Raw genomic sequence first — 20,104 nt, 5'->3', positions numbered from 1 at the left:
GGCGCGCTCCGCCAGCCGGAAGTTGCCCTCGGTATAAATCAGGTGGGCGGGCTGGGGCACTATGCCGTTGGCGGCCTCCACCTCGGGCAGATCGGGGGCGGTGGGCGGCGGGGAGGGCAGGCCGAGCGCTTCCCCCGCCAGCACCACGGGTTGCAGCCGTCCCTCGCCCTCCATCAGGCTCAGGAAGAAGCCCTTGGGCAGATCGGAGAGGCGCTTGACGGGGGTCTTGCGGCAGCAGAAACGCAGTTCGCTCACCCCTTCATGGGGCACCAGCACCTTGTAGCTGCCGCTCTGGCGCTCCAGTGTCCCGCCCTCAACCGAGCTCGCGTCTATGTGCCGGGCCAGGCAGAAGTGCAGTTTCCAGGGCACGCCCGGCAACTGGCTCAGGGTGAAGCGGAACCAGACGTCCTCACCGTCGCGGTGATCGACCTGGGTATGGATCAGGGGTGCAGACATGGGTATTCCTCTGATTGGGCAAACAGGATGGCGCCGTCAAGGGCATCGGCCTTCGGGGTCACCAGGTTGAAACGGGCGAGGCGAGGGGCGAGGCGCATGCCGATGCCGCCCAGCAGGGCGATCCGGTCCGCCCCGAGCTGGGTCATGCCCTCCAGCAGAGTGCCGAGCTGGGCACAGGTCTCATCCAGCAGGGCGGTGGCGAGCTCGTCCCCGTCGCTGGCAGCATCGAACACCCAGGGGGCGAAGCGGCCGTAGTCCGCAGGCAGGGCGCGGGCGGCCCAGCGCACCACCTCCGCCTGATCCCGCCTGAAGTGATCCATCAGCCGCACCGCCAGGGGGCTGGGGGGCAGGATGCCGTCGTGGCAGAGCAGGGACTGCTGGATGGCGCGCAGCCCCAGCCAGGCGCCGCTGCCGAGATCCGAGACGGGGAAGCCGCGACCCGAGCAGGTGCGCAGCCGGCCATCGCGGTAGATGAGCCCGGCGGAGCCGGTGCCCGCGATCAGGATGGCTCCCTCCTGGCCGCCGAAGGCGCCGAGGCAGGCACCAAAGGCGTCGGAGGTGAGCTTCACCCTCGCAAACGGGAAAGGCATGGTCAGCATGGCGTGATAGCAGTCGGCGAGCTCGGCGGAGGCGAGCGCCAGTCCGACTCCCATCCGCTGCTGTGCATCTTCGCCCAAACCTGCCTCGATGCGAGCCTGATCGATGGCGGCCAGCACGTTGCCGTGGGCGAGCGCGATGCCCAGCTCCAGATTGGAGCCAGCCGTCCGGCCTTCCCCCAGCAGCCTGCCGGCCCGATCGCGGATGCGAGCGCGGCTGTGGGTGCCGCCGCCGTCCACCCCGACCCAGAACTCAATCATGGTGACCTCCCTGCGCGCTCTGCCAGGTGATGGCCAAAGCGAACCAGGCGGCGTGGGGGATCCATTGCTCCCCCCAGCGCCAGTTCTGATCCAGCCGATCCTTGTACTCCTCTGGAATAAAGGCCACGTCATTTTCGTCATCGAAGCCGGCGGTGATGCCGTTGCAGATCCCCCCCTGTGCATTGGGGTAGCCGGCGGTGTATTCGGGGTTGTTGATGCCCTGACCCGCCAGCATGCAGGCGTTGAAGGGGTTTCTCCCCAGGATCCAGTCGAGCTGGTGCTGGCCGAAGGTGCGCAGCAACCGGCTCTGTTGCGGCAGTTGCTCTGCGGCGGCGAAGGCCATGGCGGCCAGCGACGCCAGCCGGGCGTTCTCCCCCTGCCACCAGTAACCGGACTCGTTGTGGTGGGGCATAAAGAAGCTGACGCGGGGCGCCTCATCGACCCCTTTCACATACTGGCGGGCCAGGGCGAAGGGGTTGCCTGCCCGGGCCGCGAGGGCCAGCTCGGCCGCCATTGCCTGCTCGGCGACGGTCCGGGCCGCCCACTGGCGCGCCGGATCCGGCTCAACGCTTAGATATTCCAGCAGCGCCAGCACCGGCAGTCCCGCCTCGGCGGCGTGGTAGTAGGGGCGAGATCCATCGTCGTTGGCGGCCCAATGGTGGCCGAACTCGGGGTGGGGGCGCTGGCGGGCGCACAACCTGCCTGCCCTGTCCCGCGCCTCGGCGAGCCACTCGGGGCCCAGCGTTCTGGTGAGCTCGACCGCCGCCAGCAGGGCGCAGTAGTCGTCGATGATGTTCTCGACCCCGTCGTCCAGGTAGGCGAGGTTGTGCTCGCGCAGGTGCAGGTAGCCGCGGCGGGCCGCCTCGGCGTACTGGTTTGTGTCAAGGTCGCCGCCACTCGGTTCCCGGGCGGCGCGGGCCAGGGCGGCGATGGCCATGCCGCCCCCCTGGCGAAAGCCCGCCTGCCAGTGGGCGGACTTGATCCCCTGCTGGGTGGCATAGGCGCACAGCTCCCGCTGCTCGGGATCCTTGCTCCACTTGTCGAACAGGGTCATGTAGAAGAAGCCGCTCTCGTCCTGCATCCGGCAGAGAAAATCCGCTCCGTGCAGCCCCTCGTCGTTGAGCCGCTTGCAGAGGTTCACCCCGTCGATGTCGCGACGTATCGCCAGCAGCGCCCGGCACTTGAGCAGGGACCAGACCACCAGGGGGGTCTGCTGGGGATTGAGGTAGTTGGCATAGGAGAGGTGACTCAGGTACTTGCTCATGTCGCCGCTGGCGTCGAACCAGCCGCCATGTACGTCCCGGCGCTGATCGGTGCCAAAGAGGCGTGCCCTGCGGTCGGCCCGTTCGAAGGCACCGCTGGCGCGCTGCCCCTTGAAGTAGTGGATGACGTCGGAGAGGCAGCGGCTCGCGAGCAGCCCCCGGCCGATGGCAAAGGGGGGGGAGCGCACCAGACGCTCCTGCGCTCCCTCGGTCACGACGGCCTCCAGCCTGTAGTGGCCGGGCTCGGTGAAGGCGGAGAAGTCGGCCCGCCAGTAGTGGCGCCCCTGCCAGCCGGGGACGCTTCCTGCCGCCACCAGCGGCGCTTCCAGCAGGAGGTGGTCGTCCTCCCGGCGCAGCAGCCTGACGTGGCCGCGGATATCGAGGTCGGCGCCGCACTGCAGCAGGGCGCTCTTCTCCCCGTCACATTCGTAACCCACCTGGTTGATCAAAAGTTCCATCAAGGTCTTACTCCGAAGGCTCGCCCCGGGCGGGCGAGGCTCAATGCGGGGCCTTGCGGCCCCGACGCGAGGCATGGCCGGGCGACGGCGCCCGGCCGCGGGCCTGCTTACCCCTGTTCGTGGAGGTAGCAGCGCACGAAGTGGTTGTCGGCGAGCCGGGTCACCGGCGGCAGGCTCTCCTTGCAGCGGGGCATGGCCTGATGGCAGCGCCCGGCGAAGGGGCAGCCGCGGGATTCCGGTGTCCAGAGCGGTATCTCCCCCTTGCGGCCCCCTTCCAGCTCGGCGTGGATGCTCTTCTCGGGGTCGGGCACCGCCGAGATGAGCAACTGGGTGTAGGGGTGCTGGGGGTGGTGCAGGATCTCGTCCACCTCTCCCCACTCCACCATGTGCCCCACGTACATGACCGCCAGATCTTCGGCCACGTAGCGGGCGGTGGCGATGTCGTGGGTGATGTAGAGCATGGAGACGCCGAGCTCGTTCTTCATCTGCTCCATCAGGTTGAGGATGCCGATGCGAATGGAGACGTCGAGCATGGAGGTGGGCTCGTCCGCCAGCACCACTTCCGCCTCCACCGCCAGGTTGCGGGCGATGTTGACCCGCTGGCGCTGGCCGCCGGAGAGCTGGTGAGGGTACTTGGCCGCGGTCGCCTTGGCGGGGGTCAGCCCCACCTTTTCAAGGAGGCCATAGACCATGTCGGGCAGATCCCGCTTGTCGCTCACCTTGCTGTGCAGCAGCAGGGGGCGGGCGATGTGGTGGTAGATGGTGTGGGTCGGATTCAATGAACCGAACGGATCCTGCCACACCATCTGTACGCTCTGGCGATAGTCCAGCAGGGCGGTCCCCTTGTTGAACTCCTCCAGATCCCGGCCGCGGTAGAGGATGCGGCCGTTGGAGAGCTTGTACATCTTGGCGATGATCTTGGCGATGGTGCTCTTGCCGGAGCCGGATTCCCCCACCACTGCCAGGGCACGGCCCCGGTGCAGGTTGAAGGTGATGTCGGACAGCGCCCGCATCTTGCCGCTCTTGATGGCGTTGGAGTTGACGGCGAAGTCCTTGTAGAGGTGCTGGACCTCGATGATGGGCGCGTCGGTTTGGGCGATTTGCATGACAGACATCCTTAACAGCCAGCGGCCTTGTCCAGATGGATCGGAAGATCCTGTTGTTCCTCTGCCGCCTCATGAAGGTGGCAGGCAGCCTGTTGGCCGGGCCGGATCTCGGCCAGCCGGGTGTATTCCTGGCGGCAGCGCTCGTGCACCTTGCTGCAGCGTGCCTGGAAGCGGCAGCCCACCGGCACCTCCAGCAGGTTGAGCGGGCTGCCCGGGATCCCTTCCAGCACGGTCTTGGGGCCGTGCAGGGGGGGGAAGGAATTGCCAAGGCCCCGGGTGTAGGGGTGCAGCGGTGCGGTCAGGATCGCCTTGGCCGGCGCCACTTCCACCAGTTCTCCCGCGTACATGATGCCGATGCGGTCACAGAACTCGACCATCAAGGAGAGGTCGTGGGTGATGAAGAGGATGGAGAAGTTGAACTTCTCTTTCAGTGCATAGACCTTCTGCAGGATCTCCCGCTGCACCACCACGTCCAGCGCCGTGGTGGGCTCGTCCATGATCAGCAGCTCGGGGTTGAGGGCCATGGCGATGGCGATCACCAGCCGCTGGCGCATGCCGCCGGAGAACTGGTGCGGGTAGTCCTTGAGCCGGCTCGGGTGGATGTCGACTATCTCCAGCAGCTCCTGGGCGCGCTTGATCGCCTCATAGCGGGTCATGCCGGGGTTGTGGGCCAGCAGCACGTCGCAGAACTGCTCCTCCATGCGCAGCACGGGGTTGAGCGCATTCATGGCGGACTGGAACACCACGCTCGCCTGGCGCCAGCGGTAGCTGCGCAGCCGCTCGTCGTCGAAGGCGAGGATGTTCTCTCCCTTGAACAAGATCTCGCCGCCGCTGATGTAGGCGGGCGGCTTGTGCAGGCGCGCGACCGAGAAGGCGACGGTGGACTTGCCGCAGCCGGACTCGCCGGCGAGGCCGAAGACCTCACCCGGCATGATGTCAAAACTGACCGAATTGACGGCGCGCACGTCGCCGCTCTCGGTGATGTAGTCGACGCAGAGCTGGCGGACCGACAGCAGGGGTTGTTGCGGCTTCATGCTGTCTTCTCCTGAGCAGTGATGGGAGTGGCAAGCTGCTTCCAGCGACGCAGGCCCTTCTCATGGTGAGTGCGTAGCAGTAACAGGGGTTGTTGTAGTCTCATGCTGCCTTCTCCTGAGCGTTGATCTGGGCAGGAGCACTGAGTTTCTTCCAGCGATTCAACCCCTTGTGGGAACGGAGCTGCGGGTTGGCAATTTCGTCGATGGCGAAGTTGAGCATGGCCAGGCCCGCCCCCAGGGTGGCGATGGCGAAGCAGGGGGCCAGGATCTCCCACCAGGCCCCCACCAGGATGGCGCTCGAGGTCTGGGCGTTGTAGAGCATGATGCCCCAGCTGACCACGGTCGGATCGCCAAGCCCCAGGAACTCCAGGGTCGCCTCGGTGACGATGGCGTAGATGATGGATCCGATGAAGCTCACGCCGATGATGGAGATGAGGTTCGGCAGTATCTCCACCAGGATGATGCGCCAGGCCGGCTCACCCAGCACCTCGGCGGCGATGACGAACTCCTTCTCCCGCAGGGCCAGGGTCTGGGCGCGGATCACCCGGGCGCCATAGGCCCAGGAGGTAAAGCCTATGATGAGGGCGATCACCATGGGCGACGCCTCCCCGATAAAGCTCGCGAGCACCAGCAATAGCGGGAGGTTCGGGATCACCAGCACCACGTTCATCAGGAAGGTGAGGCACTCGTCCACCACGCCGCCAAAATAACCGGCGGTGATGCCCACCGTGATGGCCAGGGCGCAGACCAGCAGGCCTGCCCCGAAGCCCACCAGCAGGGAGATGCGGGCGCCGTGGGTGAACTGGGCCCAGAGATCGTGGCCCATGCGGTTCGATCCCATCACCAGCTCCACGCTGGGGGGCTGGTGGGGGCGGGCGACCCGCTTGGTGGGCTCGTTGCTGGCGAGCAGAGGGGCGAACAGCGCCATCAACACGAAGGTGACCACGATGGCGAGGCCGAAGGCGGCCTTCTTGTTGCCCAGCAGGATTTTCAAGATAGTCGGCATACGCATCTTATTTGCCTCCTGTACGCAGACGGGGATCCAGGAAGACGTAGAGCACGTCCGCCAGGAAGTTGAAGCTGAGCATGGTGATGGTCATGATGAGCAGTTGCCCCTGGATGAGGGGGTAGTCACGGGCCAGGATGCCCTGATAGAGGGTCAGTCCCAGGCCGGGGTAGTTGAAGATCACCTCGGTGATGAGGGAGCCGCCGATGACGAAGCCGAGCGCCATGGAGAGCGCGGTGACGCTGGGCAGCACGGCGTTGCGGGCGCCGTAGTTGAAGATCACCCGGTTGCTGGAGAGCCCCTTGGCCTTGGCCATGGTGATGTAGTCCTCGCCCAGCAGGTTGATCATGTTGTTGCGCATGGTGATGAGGAAACCACCCACCTGTACCAGCGCCAGGGTACCCACCGGCATGATGGCGTGCAGCAGGATGCTCTTGATGTGTTCCCAGCCAAAATCGGCGGGGATCTCGGGGCTGTAGGCGTAGCCGATGGGCAGCCAGCCGAGGCTCACTCCGAACAGGAAGAGGGCGAGCAGGGAGACCACCACGGGGGGGATGGCCTGCATCACCAGGGTGAGCGGGGAGAGGATGCTGTCCATGCGTCCGCCCCGGTACCAGGCGGCGAAGATGCCGACGATGGAGCCGATGGAAAAGCTCAGAATGGTGGAGGTGCCCACCAGGAACAGAGTCCAGCCGATGGCGCGGCCGAGGACGTCGGCAACCGGTTGGGGGTAGTAGCGCACCGAGGTGCCAAGATCCCAGGTGAAGACGCTCTTCACATAGGCGAGAAACTGGGTGCCGATGGGGCCGTCCACGAAGCCGAAGGTGGCCTTGAGGGCTTCCAGGGCGGCAGGTTCCATCATGGCGCCGGCCCGGGCAAACATGACGGAGACGGGATCCCCCGGCATGGCTCTGGGTAGCAGGAAGTTGATGGTGGCGGCCACCAGGAAGGCGACCAGATAGAAGGAGAAGCGTCTAAGTATGAATCCCATGGTGATACCTTTTACTGCAAGCCTGCCCCGCGCCGGGCAAAGCTCCCCCAACCCCGGCAGAGGACGGGGGTGAAAGACATGGCGGGGAAGATGGCCCCCCGCAGGGGGCCGGGGTGATTAGCTGTTCGGCTTGAGTGACAGCACGTGCAGCAGACGCTCCGGAGTGTCCGGGTGAACCTGCGGCTTGGCGACCGGGTTGTCGGCACTGAACCAGCCGTTGAAGCGCTTGGTGCTGTATTCGTACCAGGTCGGGTTGTTGAACACCGGGATGATGGTCTGGTTGGCCCCGACACGCTCCTGGATGGCGAACATGATCTCCTTCTGCTTGGCCGCATCGGCGGTCTGGGTGAAGTCGTCGATCAGCTTGTCGAGCTCGGGATCCTTGTAGCGGGGCGCCGCGAAGCGGTTGCCGCGCTCACCCATGTTGCGGGAGTGGAAGGCGGTCTCGAAGTACTTGTGCGGGTTGGCGCCGGCAAAGTAGCCCTGCAGGGCGACGTCGAAGTCACCGGTGATCAGGGACTCGGTCCAGACGGTGGCTTCCGGGGTGGCGGTCTTGGCGTTCAGGCCCAGGGCCTGCAGGCCTTCAACCCCGATCTGGACGGTGTTGACCCAGTCGGTCCAGCCGTTCGGGACCAGCACCTTGAACTCGATCTTCTTGCAGCTCGGGGTGTCGAGGAACTTGTCGCCGTCACAGTCCTTGTAGCCCGCTTCCTTCAGCAGGGCCTTGGCCCCTTCCAGGTCGAACTTGTTGTATTTGCCGTATTTCTTCTCGACTTCCGGGTTGTCCCAGGAGGCGAATGCCTTGCCCAGGCCCGACGGGTACTCGTTGACGGTGGGGTAGCCGTAGCCCGCGATGTCCACCATGGACTGGCGGTCCATGGCCATGGAGAAGGCGCGGCGGAAGTTGATGTCGTTGAAGGCTTCGTGGTTGCCCGGGTGCTTGCTCTGGAAGTTGACGTTGAACGCCACAGTGCCGGAGGCGGGGAACCAGTACTTGTTGTTCTTGGGATCGTTGCCGACGTAGAGGCGCTCGATGTCCGGCACGAAGGAGCCGAACCAGTCCACATCACCCTTCATCACGGCGGCCAGCACCTGGTCGTTGGTGGCCATCTGCGGCATGCGCAGGCAGTCGATGGAGAGGTTGGCGTTGTCCCAGTAGTGCGGGTTGCGGCACTGGGTGTAGAGCTGGGCGGAGAAGTTGTCCACCTCGGTGAAGGGGCCGCTGCCGACCGGCTTGTCGTTGGTGAAGGCGACCGGGTCCTTCACCGACTTCCACTGGTGCTCGGGGACGATGGGCACCAGCACGATGTCGTTCACCACGTTGGTGTTGACGGCCGCCAGATCGAACTTGACCTTGTATTGGCCCAGCTTCTCGACACTCTTCACCTGGGTCCAGATGGAGCGTTCGTCCAGGGCCTTGTTGGCCTTGACCAGGTTGAAGGAGAAGAGCACGTCGTCGGCGTCGAAGCCTTCGCCGTCTGACCACTTGACCCCTTCACGGAGATCGAAGGTGACGGACTTCAGGTCATCGCTGAAGGCGTAGTGGGTGGCCAGACGATAGACGGGTTTGCCACCCTGCATATCGTTGAAGATCACCAGGGGCTCATAGATGAAGTGGCGGGTGGTGTGCAGCAGACCGGCCTGCAGGAAGGGGTTGAAGTTCTTGACCCATGCGGTTTCCTGCTGTGCGACCAGGGTCAGCACCGTCTTGTTGTCGGCGGCCATGGTGGTGCCGGCGGCACCGAGCATCAGGGTTCCCAGCATGACTGAGGTAGCGATTTTGGATACTTTGGCAAGCATATTTTTTCCTTTCTTATTGGTCTTCCATGGTTTTGGAATGGAGCACCGGATCCCATGCTTGGATACCGGCCCTCAATGTTGGTCAGGTTTTACACCCTTGTTGTTGTGTCGTCCAACGCCCTTAGAAAAGCAGAATTAACAGGAAGACAACAACTCTTCATTTCGTCGATATCGTAAAAACGCACGGCCTCTCGTCATTATCGTCAAAATGTATTTTTAATCCTTTTAAATTATACAGTTGCATTAATTCTCACAAAGCACGAAGTCACCTGTTTTGACAGCGTGACGGCGATAGTGTGAACTGGATCGTGCTCGTTTTTTCTCCGCCTTGGTGGCTTTTTTTTGACCGGGAAAGAAGCAGGATGCGAGGTGAGGCGAAACTGTGCGCCGGTTCACGGCCAGAGAGGGGCCGAGGCGAAGGGCGCTCTGCCACACTCAGTCCCAAGGGAGGCATGGCCGGAGGTCGGGGAGGCGAGGGCAATAAAAAAGCCAGTCAGCGGTGGCTGACTGGCTTGAGGGATGTTCTGGGAGATTACTCGACCAGGCTGGCCCAGAGGTCGTACTCGTCCGCCTCGTCGATGCGAACCTTGACCATGTCGCCGGGCTTGAGGCCAGTCTCACCATTCAGGTAGACCAGGCCGTCGATCTCGGGGGCATCGGCGGCGGAGCGGCCGGTGGCACCCTCTTCGTCCACCTCGTCGATCAGCACCAGCATCTCCTTGCCGACCTTGCGGGCGAGCTTGCGGATGGAGACCTGCTGCTGCAGCTCCATGAAGCGCTGGAAGCGCTCCTCCTGCACTTCTTCCGGCACCGGATCCGGCAGCTCGTTGGCCTTGGCACCCTCGACCGGGCTGTACTTGAAGCAGCCGACCCGATCCAGCTCCGCCTTGTCGATGAAGTCCAGCAGCATCTGGAACTCTTCTTCGGTCTCGCCGGGGAAGCCGACGATGAAGGTGGAGCGCAGGGTGATCTCGGGGCAGATCTCGCGCCACTTCTGGATGCGCTCCAGGGTGCGCTCGACGGAGCCGGGGCGCTTCATCAGCTTGAGGATGCGCGGGCTGGCGTGCTGCAGCGGTATGTCCAGGTAGGGGAGGATCTTGCCGTCGCGCATCAGGGGGATGACGTCATCCACGTGCGGGTAGGGGTAGACGTAGTGCAGGCGCACCCACATGCCGAGCTTGGAGAGCTCCTCGCACAGGGCCACCATGCTGGTCTTGACCGGCATGCCGTCGTAGAAACCGGTGCGGTGCTTGACGTCGACGCCGTAGGCGGAGGTGTCCTGGGAGATCACCAGGATCTCCTTCACGCCGGCCTCTTTCAGGCGCTTGGCCTCGGCCAGCACCTCGCCGATGGGGCGGCTCACCAGATCCCCGCGCATGGAGGGGATGATGCAGAAGGTGCAGCGGTGGTTGCAGCCTTCGGAGATCTTGAGATAGGCGTAGTGGCGCGGGGTCAGCTTGACGCCCTGGGCCGGCACCAGGCTGGTGAAGGGGTTGTGGGTCGGCTTTTCCACGTACTTGTGAACGTGGCCCAGCACCTCTTCATAGGCGTGGGGGCCGGTGATCTCGAGCACCTTGGGGTGGATCTCGCGGATCTGGTTCTCTTTGGCACCCAGGCAGCCGGTGACGATCACTTTGCCGTTCTCGGCCAGGGCTTCGCCGATGGCTTCCAGGGACTCCTGCACCGCGCTGTCGATGAAGCCGCAGGTGTTGACCACCACCAGCTCCGCATCGTCATAGCTGGGCACCACGTCGTACCCTTCGGTACGCAGCTGGGTCAGGATGCGTTCGGAATCGACCAGGTTTTTGGGGCAACCCAAGGAGACGAATCCTACTTTGGGGGCCTGTTTTGTGTTGGACATCGCTCAATCACTCTTAGGTGGCTCTTATTCAAGGGCGCGGATTTTACCGGAATGGCTAACCAAAAACTATACAACTGGCGTCGCTGGTCCGAACATTCTTTCGCGCCACGGCAAGGCCTGCCCCCGTGCGGCCGTGTGCCTGCCCGGAAAGGACGGGAACGGGCCCGTGGTGGTTTCATTGACGCAGGCTGAACGGGAGAGAATCAAGCCCTTCTTCGAGTAAGCTTGAGTCTGTTAGGCTGAGTCTTGGCACAACGAAAGAGGAGCTGATCATGAAGAGCCGATCCTGGCTGATTGCCGCCACCCTGGTGCTGGCGTCGACCCCCGGCCATGCCGACTGGGCGAAGTTGAAGGAGGCCGCCTCCGAACTCGGTACCGCGGTGAGCGATACCGGCAAGGAGGCGTGGAAGGGGATCACCGATTTTTCCAAGGAGACCTGGGAGTCTGTCTCCAACTGGGGGGCCGAGGCTTACAACAAGGCCGGTGCCTGGACGGCGGAGAGCGCGGCCACCGGCAAGGAGTGGCTGGCGGCCGCCGACAAGAAGCTCGACACCATGCTCGAGCCCAAGACCCCGGAGGAGGCCCGCACCGCCCTCGACACCATGGCCGATACCGCCCTGGTGCGGCTGTTCAACGAGCAGCCCTCTGCCAAGCTGTTGTTTGACAAGGCTTATGGCTATGCGGTGTTCGATTCGCGCAAGTTCTCCCTGATGGTGCACACCAACCAGGGATCCGGGGTGGCGGTCAACCGCGCCAGCGGCAAGCACACCTACATGAAAATGTTCGGCGCCGGCATGGCGGCTGGCTTCGGCGGCAAGTTCTACCAGCAGGTGATGTTGTTCGAGACCAAGCAGACCTTTGACAACTTCGTGAACAAGGGCTGGGAGGCGACCTCGGAGGCGGGGGTGGTGGCCGGCAAGGAGAGCGCCTCCCTCGACTCGGGTTACAACGGGGGCATGGCCATCTACCAGCTTGGGGAGAAGGGGCTGCTGTACGGCGTCAGCGTCACGGGATCCAAATACTGGATCGACGAGGATCTGACTCAATAACCTCAGGATCCGTCGTGATGATGGCCCGCACCCTGCGGGCCATTTTTATGTCTGCCGGGCGGGTCCATCCCCTGGCGGTGAGGCTGACCATGGCGGCAGGGCCTGCCGTTGCCGTGAGGCTTTTACGGATCCTTCCTGATTGGCACTCTAATTGCTTAAGGCTTGCCAGTGTCAATGATTTGTCTGGGAAGGGAAGATGGAAATAAGCGCAAGCAGTCTGATGCAAGAGATGCAGGCTCTCAGGGTGGAAGCCGGTGCCACGCCGCTGACCCAGCCCGGTCGTCCGGTCAATTCGGACTTCGGCCAGATGCTCCAGCAGGCCCTCGACAACGTCAACGAGTTGCAGGGCAGCGCCAACGATCTGCGCACCCGGTTCGATCTGGGTGACAAGTCGGTGGATCTCTCCGAGGTGATGATCGCCGGGCAGAAATCCTCCATCGCCTTCGAGGCGACGGTGCAGGTGCGCAACAAGATGGTCGACGCCTACAAGACCATCATGAACATGCCGGTGTAACTCGGGCCCATGGCGACCGAGCATCATGAACATGTCAGCAATAAGGACATAAACCGTGGCTAACGATCCAAACGGCGATCTGCTGATGAACAACGAGGGGGCGGCGGCCCTCGACGAGAACGAGCAGAAGAGCTCGGCGCTGGGCTTCCTGTCCAACACCGATGTGCTGCGCCAGATCACCCTGATCCTGGGGCTGACCATCTGTCTGGCCATCGCCGTCTTCATCCTGCTGTGGGGCAAGGAGCCGGAGATGCGTCCCCTCGGCACCTTCAACACCCAGGAGCTGGTCTCCACCCTCGACTATCTGGATCAGCAGAAGATCCCCTACCAGGTCGACGGCAAGAGCGTGCTGGTCAGTGCCGAAAACTACGCGGACATCCGTCTGCGCCTGACCCGGGCCGGCCTGGCCGGCAGCAGCGAGGTCAGCAACGACGGGGAGGCCATCCTGCTCAAGGACTCCAGCTTCGGCGTCAGCCAGCGCATGGAGAGCGAACGCCTGAAACTGAGCCGCGAGCGCCAGCTGGCGAGCGCCATCGAGCAGTTCCAGAACGTGGCCAAGGCCCAGGTGCTGCTGGCCATCCCGAAAGACAACGTGTTCGCCCGCAACGAGCGCAAGCCGAGCGCTACTGTGGTGCTGAGCCTCAAGGGCAGCGCCCTCGGCCAGGGGGAGGTGGACTCCATCGTCGACATGGTGGCCTCCGCCGTCCACGGTCTGGAGCCGACCCGCGTCACCGTGACCGATCAGAACGGTCGTCTGCTCAACTCCGGCTCCCAGGATCCCCTCTCTGCCCAGACTCGCAAGGAGTTTGCGATGCAGCAGAAGCAGGAGCTGGAATACAAACAAAAAATTGACGCCATCCTGATCCCGGTATTGGGGGCGGACAACTACACCGCCGAGGTGGATCTCTCCCTCGACTTCTCCCAGCAGGAACAGACCCGCAAGACCTACAACCCGGACCTGCCCGCCGTGCGCTCCGAGATGACGGTGGAGGAGAACAGCGCCAACGGCAGCAACGGCGGCGTGCCCGGAGCCCTCTCCAATCAGCCACCCGCCGCCTCCAGCATTCCCGAGCAGGCCGCCGGCGGGGAAGGGGGAACCGGCTCTTCCGGCCGTTCCCGCAAGGAGGCGACCCGCAACTTCGAACTGGACACCACCGTGAGCCACATCCGGCGCCAGCAGGGCGGCATTCGCCGCATGACGGTGTCGGTGGCGGTGGACTACAAGGCCGTCCCCGGTGCCGACGGGGCCGTGACCCGGGAGGCCCGCAGCCAGGCCGAACTCGATACCCTGCGCCGTCTGCTGAGCGGCGGCCTGGGTTTCGACGTGACCCGGGGCGATACCCTGGAGGTGGTCGCCATCCCGTTCAACCGTCCGGAGCTGGAAGCCGTCGCCGAGACGCCGCTCTACGAGCAGCCCTGGTTCTGGCGCGCGGTGCGCATCGCCGCCTCGGTGCTGGTCATCATAGTGCTCATCGTCACCGTGGTCAGGCCCATGCTCAAGCGCCTGCTCTACCCGGATGCCAAGCCGGAAGGGGAGCTGGACTTCGACAACCACACCGTGCTGGGTGGGGACGACGAACTGAGCCTGCTGGCGGCCCAGGCGGAAGCCGAACCCGTGTTCGGTCTGCGGGATGGCCAGCTGAAGCTGCCGGATCTGCACCGTGACGAGGACCTGCTCAAGGCCGTGCGCGCCCTGGTAGCAAACGAACCCGACCTGGCCGCTCAGGTCATCAAAGAATGGGTAACGAACCGAGATGCCTGAAGAGAAGAAAACCCAAGTCACCGGTAACGAGATTACCGATACCCAGCGTCAGATCCTGGATCAGATGAGCGGGATGGAGATGGCGGCGGTGCTGATGCTGAGCCTGAGCGAGGAAGATGCCGCCCAGATCTTCCGCCACCTCGAGCCCAAGCAGGTGCAGCGGCTCGGCATGTCCATGGCCTCCATGTCGGATTTCAGTCACGACCGGGTGGCGGCGGTGCATCGTCAATTTATCGACGACATCCAGAAATACACCAACATCGGCATCGGCAGCGAAGACTTCGTGCGCAAGGCCCTGGTGGCGGCGCTCGGGGAGGACAAGGCCAGCAACCTGGTGGATCAGATCATCCTGGGCTCGGGTGCCCGCGGCCTCGACTCCCTCAAGTGGATGGATGCGCGCCAGGTGGCCAGCATCATCCAGAACGAGCACCCTCAGATCCAGACCATAGTGCTCTCCTACCTGGAGCCGGAGCAGTCCGCCGAGATCCTGAGCCAGTTCCCGGAGCAGGTGCGCCTGGATCTGGTGATGCGGATCGCGAACCTGGAAGAGGTGCAACCGGCGGCGCTGCAAGAATTGAACGACATCATGGAGAAGCAGTTCGCCGGTGCGGCGGGCGCCCAGGCGGCCAAGATGGGTGGCCTCAAGGCCGCCGCCAACATCATGAACTACCTGGACACCAACATCGAAGGCCAGCTGATGGACTCCATCCGCGAGTCGGACGAGGAGATGAGCCAGCAGATCCAGGATTTGATGTTCGTGTTCGAGAACCTCATCGACGTGGACGATCGCGGCATCCAGACTCTGCTGCGGGAAGTGCCGGGGGATCTGCTGCAACGGGCCCTCAAGGGGTCGGACGATCAGATGCGGGAGAAGGTCTTCAAGAACATGTCCAAGCGGGCCGCCGAGATGCTGGCGGACGACCTGGAGGCCATGGGGCCGATCCGGGTCTCCGAGGTGGAGGCCGCCCAGAAGGAGATCCTCTCCACGGCACGCCGTCTGGCGGATGCGGGCGAGATCATGCTGGGGGCCGGCGGTGGCGAAGAGTTCCTCTAAGCCATCGGCCATCATATGTGCGATGATGTCGGGCCCTGCATCCGGCTCTCGATAGGAGTGTCTTCGGCACATGAACAACAAGAACAACAAGCTGCGCGGTTACCTCAGGCCCGAGGCTGACGAGGCGCAGATTGAAGCCTGGGGCTGGCCCGAGATGGAGACCGAGGCCGAAGTCGAGACCAACGCCCTGGGGCTGGCCCCGGACTGGTATCGCCAGGAGCAGGCTCCCGAGCTCCCGCCGGATGCCCCTGTGGAGGAGCCCGCCCCCAGCATCACCGCCGAGGAGGTGGAGGCGATTCGCCAGGCCGCCTGGGAGGAGGGCATGCGCGAAGGCCGGGAAGCCGGCTTCGCCAAGGGGCTGGAAGAGGGCAAGCTGGAGGGGCTGCAACAGGGCCATCAGGCGGGTCTGGAGCAGGGCAGGGAAGAGGGGCTCGCCCTGGGCCGGGATCAGGTGGAGCAGGAGGTGGCCCGCTGGCAGGCGCTCGCCACCCGCCTCGCCACGCCGCTCAGTGAACTGGATGCGGCGGTGGAGCAGCAGCTCATCGCCCTGGTGCAGCAGCTCGCCCGCGCCCTTATCCGCCATGAGGCGCAAACCTCCCCGACATTGTTGCTGGAGGCCCTCAAGCAGGGGCTGGCCCTGCTGCCCGCCGCCGAGCAGGGGGTCACCCTGATGCTGCATCCTGACGATGTGACCCGGGTGGAGCAGGCCTTCGGTGCCGAGGAGTGCGTCAGGCGTCACTGGCGGCTGCAAAGCGATCCCACCCTCTCTCCCGGCGATCTGCAGCTCGCCACCGAGCTCTCCAGCATCGATCTCGCCCTCTCCGGGCGCATCGATCAGCTGCTGCGCAATTTCCTGCGCGACAATGCGGGCTGAGCCGTGGTCTGGCGCTTGAACACCCAGGGCATCCTATCTTCGGAGGCGACATGACTGCATCCCTGCTCAACCGGCTGCAAGGCTACCGGGTGCGCGATCAGGCCCCCATACCGCCGGTGGCGGGCAAGCTCACCCGGGTGGTGGGGCTGACCCTGGAGGCCATCGGCTGCCGCGCCGCCATCGGCTCCCTGTGCCGGATCGACACCCAGGATGGGGCCCTGGAGGCCGAGGTGGTGGGCTTCTCCGGCGATCGCCTGTTCCTGATGCCGAGCGAACAGCTCAAGGGGGTCATTCCCGGCGCCCGCGTGGTGCCCGTCACCGAGGATCACGGCATTCCGGTGGGCATGAACCTGCTCGGGCGCGTCATCGACGGCATCGGCCAGCCCCTGGACGGGATGGGCCCCATCATCTCCTCCCAGACGGTGCAGTTCGCCCAGCACCGCATCAACCCGCTGGCCCGCCGCCCCATCCATCAACCGATGGACGTGGGGGTGCGGGCCATCAACGCCGTGCTCACCGTGGGCCAGGGCCAGCGCATGGGGCTGTTCGCCGGCTCCGGCGTCGGCAAGTCCGTGCTGCTTGGCATGATGACCCGGGGCTCGGTGGCGGACGTGGTGGTGGTGGGCCTCATCGGCGAGCGGGGCCGGGAGGTGAAGGAGTTCATCGAGGAGATCCTGGGGGCCGAGGGGCGCGAGCGCGCCGTGGTGGTGGCGGCCCCCGCCGACGCCTCCCCGCTGATGCGGCTCAAGGGGTGCGAGACGGCGCTCGCCATCGCAGAATACTTCCGGGATCAGGGGCTCAACGTGTTGCTGCTGATGGACTCCCTCACCCGTTACGCCCAGGCCCAGCGCGAAATCGCCCTGGCGGTGGGAGAGCCGCCGGCCACCAAGGGCTATCCACCCTCGGTATTTGCCAAATTGCCGGCGCTGGTGGAGCGGGCCGGCAACGGCAGCGACGGTCAGGGCTCCATCACGGCGTTCTTCACCGTGTTGACGGAGGGGGACGATCTGCAGGACCCCATCGCCGATGCGGCGCGGGCCATCCTCGACGGTCACATCGTGCTGGCGCGGGAGCTGGCGGATGCGGGGCACTACCCGGCCATCGACATCGAGAAGTCCATCAGCCGGGTCATGCCCATGGTCACCTCGCCGGAGCACATGGAGCTGGCGCGCACCTTCAAGCAGTTCTACTCCCTCTACCAGCAGAACCGGGATCTCATCACCATAGGCGCCTACAGCCAGGGATCGGATCCCAGGATCGACCGGGCCATCATCCAGAAACCCTATCTGGATCAGTTCTTGCAACAGAAGATGCGCGAGGTCATTCCCTACGACGAAGGCCTGCAATCCCTGCACATGGTCGCCATGCCATTGATGCGTTGAGCCGATAATGCCGCTGGAGTGCCGAGATGAGTAAAGGATTGGAGTTGCTGGCGACCCGATTGGTGGAGGCCGAGAACCAGGCCGCCATGGCGCTGGCCAAGGCGCAGCAGGACTTGAAGCTGTTTATGGATCAGCAAGAGGCGCTGAATCAGTACCGCCAGATCTACCACCAGCAGTGGACCGACCGCGGTCTGCAGGGGATCAGCCCCCAACAGAACAGCCAGTATCACGCCTTCATCAACAAGCTCGAGAATGCGGCCACCCAGCAGTACCAGGGGGTGCTTCAGGTGCGCGAGGCGCTGGCCCAGTGCCGTACCCAGTGGCTCGAGGCCCAGCAGCGGCGCAAGGCGGTGGAGCTGTTGCTGGAGAAGAAGGCGGACAAGGTGCGCCAGAAGGCCCAGCGCCAGGAGCAGAAGATGCTGGACGATTACGCCATCCAGCGTCGTTACCACCAATCTGGCCTGTAACTTGCTTTCCATAGTCTGAACGGGCACGTGGCCTACCCCGCTGCTCGTGCTGTCATCACCGAATCGTCGCCAGGGATCCCAGCATGATACAGACCCAGTTGATTAAAACGCCCGCTCAGGTGCTTTCCAGCGACAGCAGTGCGTCCTCGGCGCTTCCCATCGGGGGAGTAGAGGGGGGTCAGCTGCCGGTCGATGGCAAGGTTGCCTTCTCCGACGCCATGGTCAGGGCCCAGCTGATGGGCAAGGCCCCCGCCAGTCAGGCCGCGATGACGCCTCAGGTGAGTGACGATATCCCGCAGACGAACGGCGCTGATGCCAAATCTTTGGCGTCTGGCGAGCTGGCTGGCGAGGAGACCCAAGCCGCCAAGGCCTCAGGTGACGAGCCGGCCCTGCCTCCCGACGATTTCCTTCAGCAGTTGCAAGCCTCCCTGCGTCAGGACGTGAGCCTGGTGCACCCCGCCGTGCCTCCTTCACCTCAGGGAGAGAGTGCGCCCGTCGACGGCAATGACTTGCCGCCCGAGTCGCAGCCGCTGGTCGAGTCCCGTGCCCTGTCCGGGCCCGGTGCCGAAGGCAAGGGCGTTACCGCAAAGCCTGCACCGATGCCGCCGAGCGGCCCTGTGCCGGGCAGCGCAGGACTGACCGAGCTGGCACAGACCGATCCGGTCCAGACCGTGGCGACGGCGCATGGCCCGATGCAGAATGCGTTGGCAGAAACCGGCTTGGCACAAACAGATCTGGCACAGACCGGGGCGACAGCCCGTGGCCCGATACAGAGTGGCCAGGCACAGGGCGACGTGACACAAAGCGACCTTGCCAGAGGCGCCCTGGCTCAGACCGGATTCGCAAAGGCTGAGCCAGCACTAGCAGCGGACGGCGAGACGACGCAAACCGCGGTGCGCGGCGATGTCCAGAGCGTGGATAAATCTGCTACGACCGAGGCTGGCGCAAGCAAGGGGGGACAAGGGACCCTGGCAGACGCCCTTGTGGCGAGCGACGCAGAGCTCGGATCCGCCGCTCCCGACCAGATTGCGGAGAAAGGCACGGAGAAGGGTACAGACAAGGCCGCCGACACTGGCGCCACACGGGCCAAGACCGAGGGGCCATCCCCCCTGTCCGGCGCGGAGCGGGCGGCTTTGCTATCAAAAGTGATCCCGAGCCCGGAGGCCGCTGCTGACAAGGGAACCGGCACTGCGGTACACCTCGAAGCCCCAACGGCGCAGGCCGGTGCGGCCAGGTCCTTCGGCGAGGGGCTGGTCAAGGTTGGTCTGGACAGTCAGGTGACAGCCCAGGGTGACGCGCCCAATGCCGCTGGGAACCTGCCCCGTGAGGCCAGCACCCGGGACGGGCTGACGGGCACGACCGGGGACGGCAAGCCCGGCTCGGCTCAGGACGCATCGGAGAACAAGCCGGTGCAGGCAGCCAGGCTCGAACAGAATACGACCAAGCCGGAACAGAATACGGCTCAGACCGGCAGCCCCAGCCCGGCAGCCGCCCCCGTGAGCACCCCGGAGCCGACGCTGGCGGCGCCGCAACAGATCCTGGCCCGCCAGGAGTCCCAGGGGCCCCAGGCCTCTCTGACGGCCTTGTCGGCCGGCATCCAGCAGATGGAGTCGGCCCCCGCGATGGTCAAGGTTGCCGCCGAGTTCAAGAAGAGCGATATGAAGGGGTCCCTGGACGAAGTGGGCAAGCCTGGCGGGGTTGAGACCAAGGGGGCGGGACAGACCGACGCCACGGCCTCCCTGCCGCCTGCCCAGACGGCGGCTGGCGAGAGCAAGCCCGCGGCCGAGCTCGCCGCACGGCGGGAGCCCCAGAGCCTGCCCCACCTCAAGCTGGCGACCCCGGAGGCGCCGGCCCAGTTGCACCAGAAGGTGAACCTGATGCTGGCGGACAAGCTGCAACAGGCGGAGATCCAGCTAGACCCCCTGGGCCTTGGCAAGATGAAGATCCAGATCCAGATTGATGCCTCCAGCCAGGCCAACGTCCACTTCGTGGTGCAGCATGGCCAGACCCGGGAGATGCTGGAGCAGGCCATGCCGCGGCTGAGGGAGATGCTGGCGGGACAGGGGATCCAGCTCGGCCAGACCCAGGTGCAGCAGCAGTCGCAACAGCAGGCACAGCAGCAATCCCAGGGCCAGTCAGCCTTCGGCGGTCAGGGTCAGCAGGGGGGGCGC

Annotated in this window: 16 protein-coding genes and 1 pseudogene; 8 read left to right on the top strand and 9 right to left on the bottom strand. The window is 64.7% G+C overall.

The annotated features are described in order from the left end of the window. The 9 genes and pseudogenes from BN1132_RS09255 to rimO form a co-directional block, all read right to left on the bottom strand. Nucleotides 1-456 (bottom strand): annotated as a pseudogene (locus BN1132_RS09255) (beta-N-acetylhexosaminidase); the annotation flags it as partial. Next, nucleotides 441-1,313 (bottom strand): glucosamine kinase nucleotide-binding domain-containing protein, encoded by an 873-nt coding sequence (locus BN1132_RS09250; protein WP_042076997.1) that lies wholly within the window; start codon nucleotides 1,311-1,313, stop codon nucleotides 441-443. The gene BN1132_RS09250 and the pseudogene BN1132_RS09255, both read right to left, overlap by 16 nt. Continuing rightward, nucleotides 1,306-3,033, bottom strand: a complete 1,728-nt coding sequence (locus BN1132_RS09245; RefSeq protein WP_042076996.1) for a glycoside hydrolase family 9 protein — start codon at nucleotides 3,031-3,033, stop codon at nucleotides 1,306-1,308. The genes BN1132_RS09250 and BN1132_RS09245 overlap by 8 nt, the downstream gene beginning before the upstream one ends. 107 nt (nucleotides 3,034-3,140) lie before the next feature. After that, nucleotides 3,141-4,139 (bottom strand): ABC transporter ATP-binding protein, encoded by a 999-nt coding sequence (locus BN1132_RS09240; RefSeq protein WP_039040529.1) that lies wholly within the window; start codon nucleotides 4,137-4,139, stop codon nucleotides 3,141-3,143. A gap of 11 nt (nucleotides 4,140-4,150) precedes the next feature. Further along, a complete protein-coding gene (locus BN1132_RS09235; RefSeq protein ID WP_042076995.1) occupies nucleotides 4,151-5,173 on the bottom strand; it encodes an ABC transporter ATP-binding protein in 1,023 nt (340 codons plus the stop codon). A gap of 100 nt (nucleotides 5,174-5,273) precedes the next feature. Continuing rightward, nucleotides 5,274-6,185 carry an ABC transporter permease gene (locus BN1132_RS09230; protein ID WP_052447013.1) on the bottom strand — a complete coding sequence of 304 codons (912 nt, stop codon included), beginning with the start codon at nucleotides 6,183-6,185 and terminating at the stop codon, nucleotides 5,274-5,276. A 1-nt stretch (nucleotide 6,186) separates the two neighbouring features. After that, a complete protein-coding gene (locus BN1132_RS09225) occupies nucleotides 6,187-7,170 on the bottom strand; it encodes an ABC transporter permease (protein WP_042076993.1) in 984 nt (327 codons plus the stop codon). A gap of 117 nt (nucleotides 7,171-7,287) precedes the next feature. Continuing rightward, nucleotides 7,288-8,970, bottom strand: coding sequence for an ABC transporter substrate-binding protein (locus BN1132_RS09220; protein ID WP_042076992.1), 1,683 nt, complete (start codon nucleotides 8,968-8,970; stop codon nucleotides 7,288-7,290). 532 nt (nucleotides 8,971-9,502) lie between these two features. After that, a complete protein-coding gene (rimO, locus tag BN1132_RS09215) occupies nucleotides 9,503-10,831 on the bottom strand; it encodes a 30S ribosomal protein S12 methylthiotransferase RimO (protein ID WP_042076990.1) in 1,329 nt (442 codons plus the stop codon). Nucleotides 10,832-11,103: 272 nt separating this feature from the next. Here rimO and BN1132_RS09210 point away from each other — a divergent pair, with 272 nt between their 5' ends. The 8 genes from BN1132_RS09210 to BN1132_RS09175 form a co-directional block, all read left to right on the top strand. Then, nucleotides 11,104-11,880: a lipid-binding SYLF domain-containing protein gene (locus tag BN1132_RS09210; RefSeq protein ID WP_042076989.1), complete on the top strand. Its 777-nt coding sequence runs from the start codon at nucleotides 11,104-11,106 to the stop codon at nucleotides 11,878-11,880. A gap of 196 nt (nucleotides 11,881-12,076) precedes the next feature. Continuing rightward, entirely contained in the window at nucleotides 12,077-12,394 is a 318-nt protein-coding gene (gene fliE, locus BN1132_RS09205) for a flagellar hook-basal body complex protein FliE (protein ID WP_042076988.1), read from the top strand. 55 nt (nucleotides 12,395-12,449) lie between these two features. Continuing rightward, entirely contained in the window at nucleotides 12,450-14,156 is a 1,707-nt protein-coding gene (gene fliF / locus BN1132_RS09200) for a flagellar basal-body MS-ring/collar protein FliF (RefSeq protein WP_042076987.1), read from the top strand. Then, nucleotides 14,149-15,210, top strand: coding sequence for a flagellar motor switch protein FliG (gene fliG / locus BN1132_RS09195; RefSeq protein WP_042076986.1), 1,062 nt, complete (start codon nucleotides 14,149-14,151; stop codon nucleotides 15,208-15,210). The genes fliF and fliG overlap by 8 nt, the downstream gene beginning before the upstream one ends. Before the next feature lie 70 nt (nucleotides 15,211-15,280). Continuing rightward, entirely contained in the window at nucleotides 15,281-16,084 is an 804-nt protein-coding gene (fliH, locus tag BN1132_RS09190; protein ID WP_042076985.1) for a flagellar assembly protein FliH, read from the top strand. 50 nt (nucleotides 16,085-16,134) lie between these two features. Beyond that, on the top strand, nucleotides 16,135-17,466 hold the full coding sequence (fliI, locus tag BN1132_RS09185) for a flagellar protein export ATPase FliI (RefSeq protein ID WP_042076983.1): 1,332 nt from the start codon (nucleotides 16,135-16,137) through the stop codon (nucleotides 17,464-17,466). A 26-nt stretch (nucleotides 17,467-17,492) separates the two neighbouring features. Beyond that, entirely contained in the window at nucleotides 17,493-17,933 is a 441-nt protein-coding gene (fliJ, locus tag BN1132_RS09180; protein WP_042076981.1) for a flagellar export protein FliJ, read from the top strand. Between the two features lie 83 nt (nucleotides 17,934-18,016). Next, nucleotides 18,017-20,104: flagellar hook-length control protein FliK (locus BN1132_RS09175; protein ID WP_052447012.1), on the top strand; the 2,088-nt coding region annotated here is incomplete at its 3' end.

The sequence above is a fragment of the Aeromonas sanarellii genome (assembly GCF_000820085.1).
GTDB classification, from domain to species: domain Bacteria; phylum Pseudomonadota; class Gammaproteobacteria; order Enterobacterales; family Aeromonadaceae; genus Aeromonas; species Aeromonas sanarellii.
This window is presented reverse-complemented; position numbering and strand designations above follow the sequence as displayed.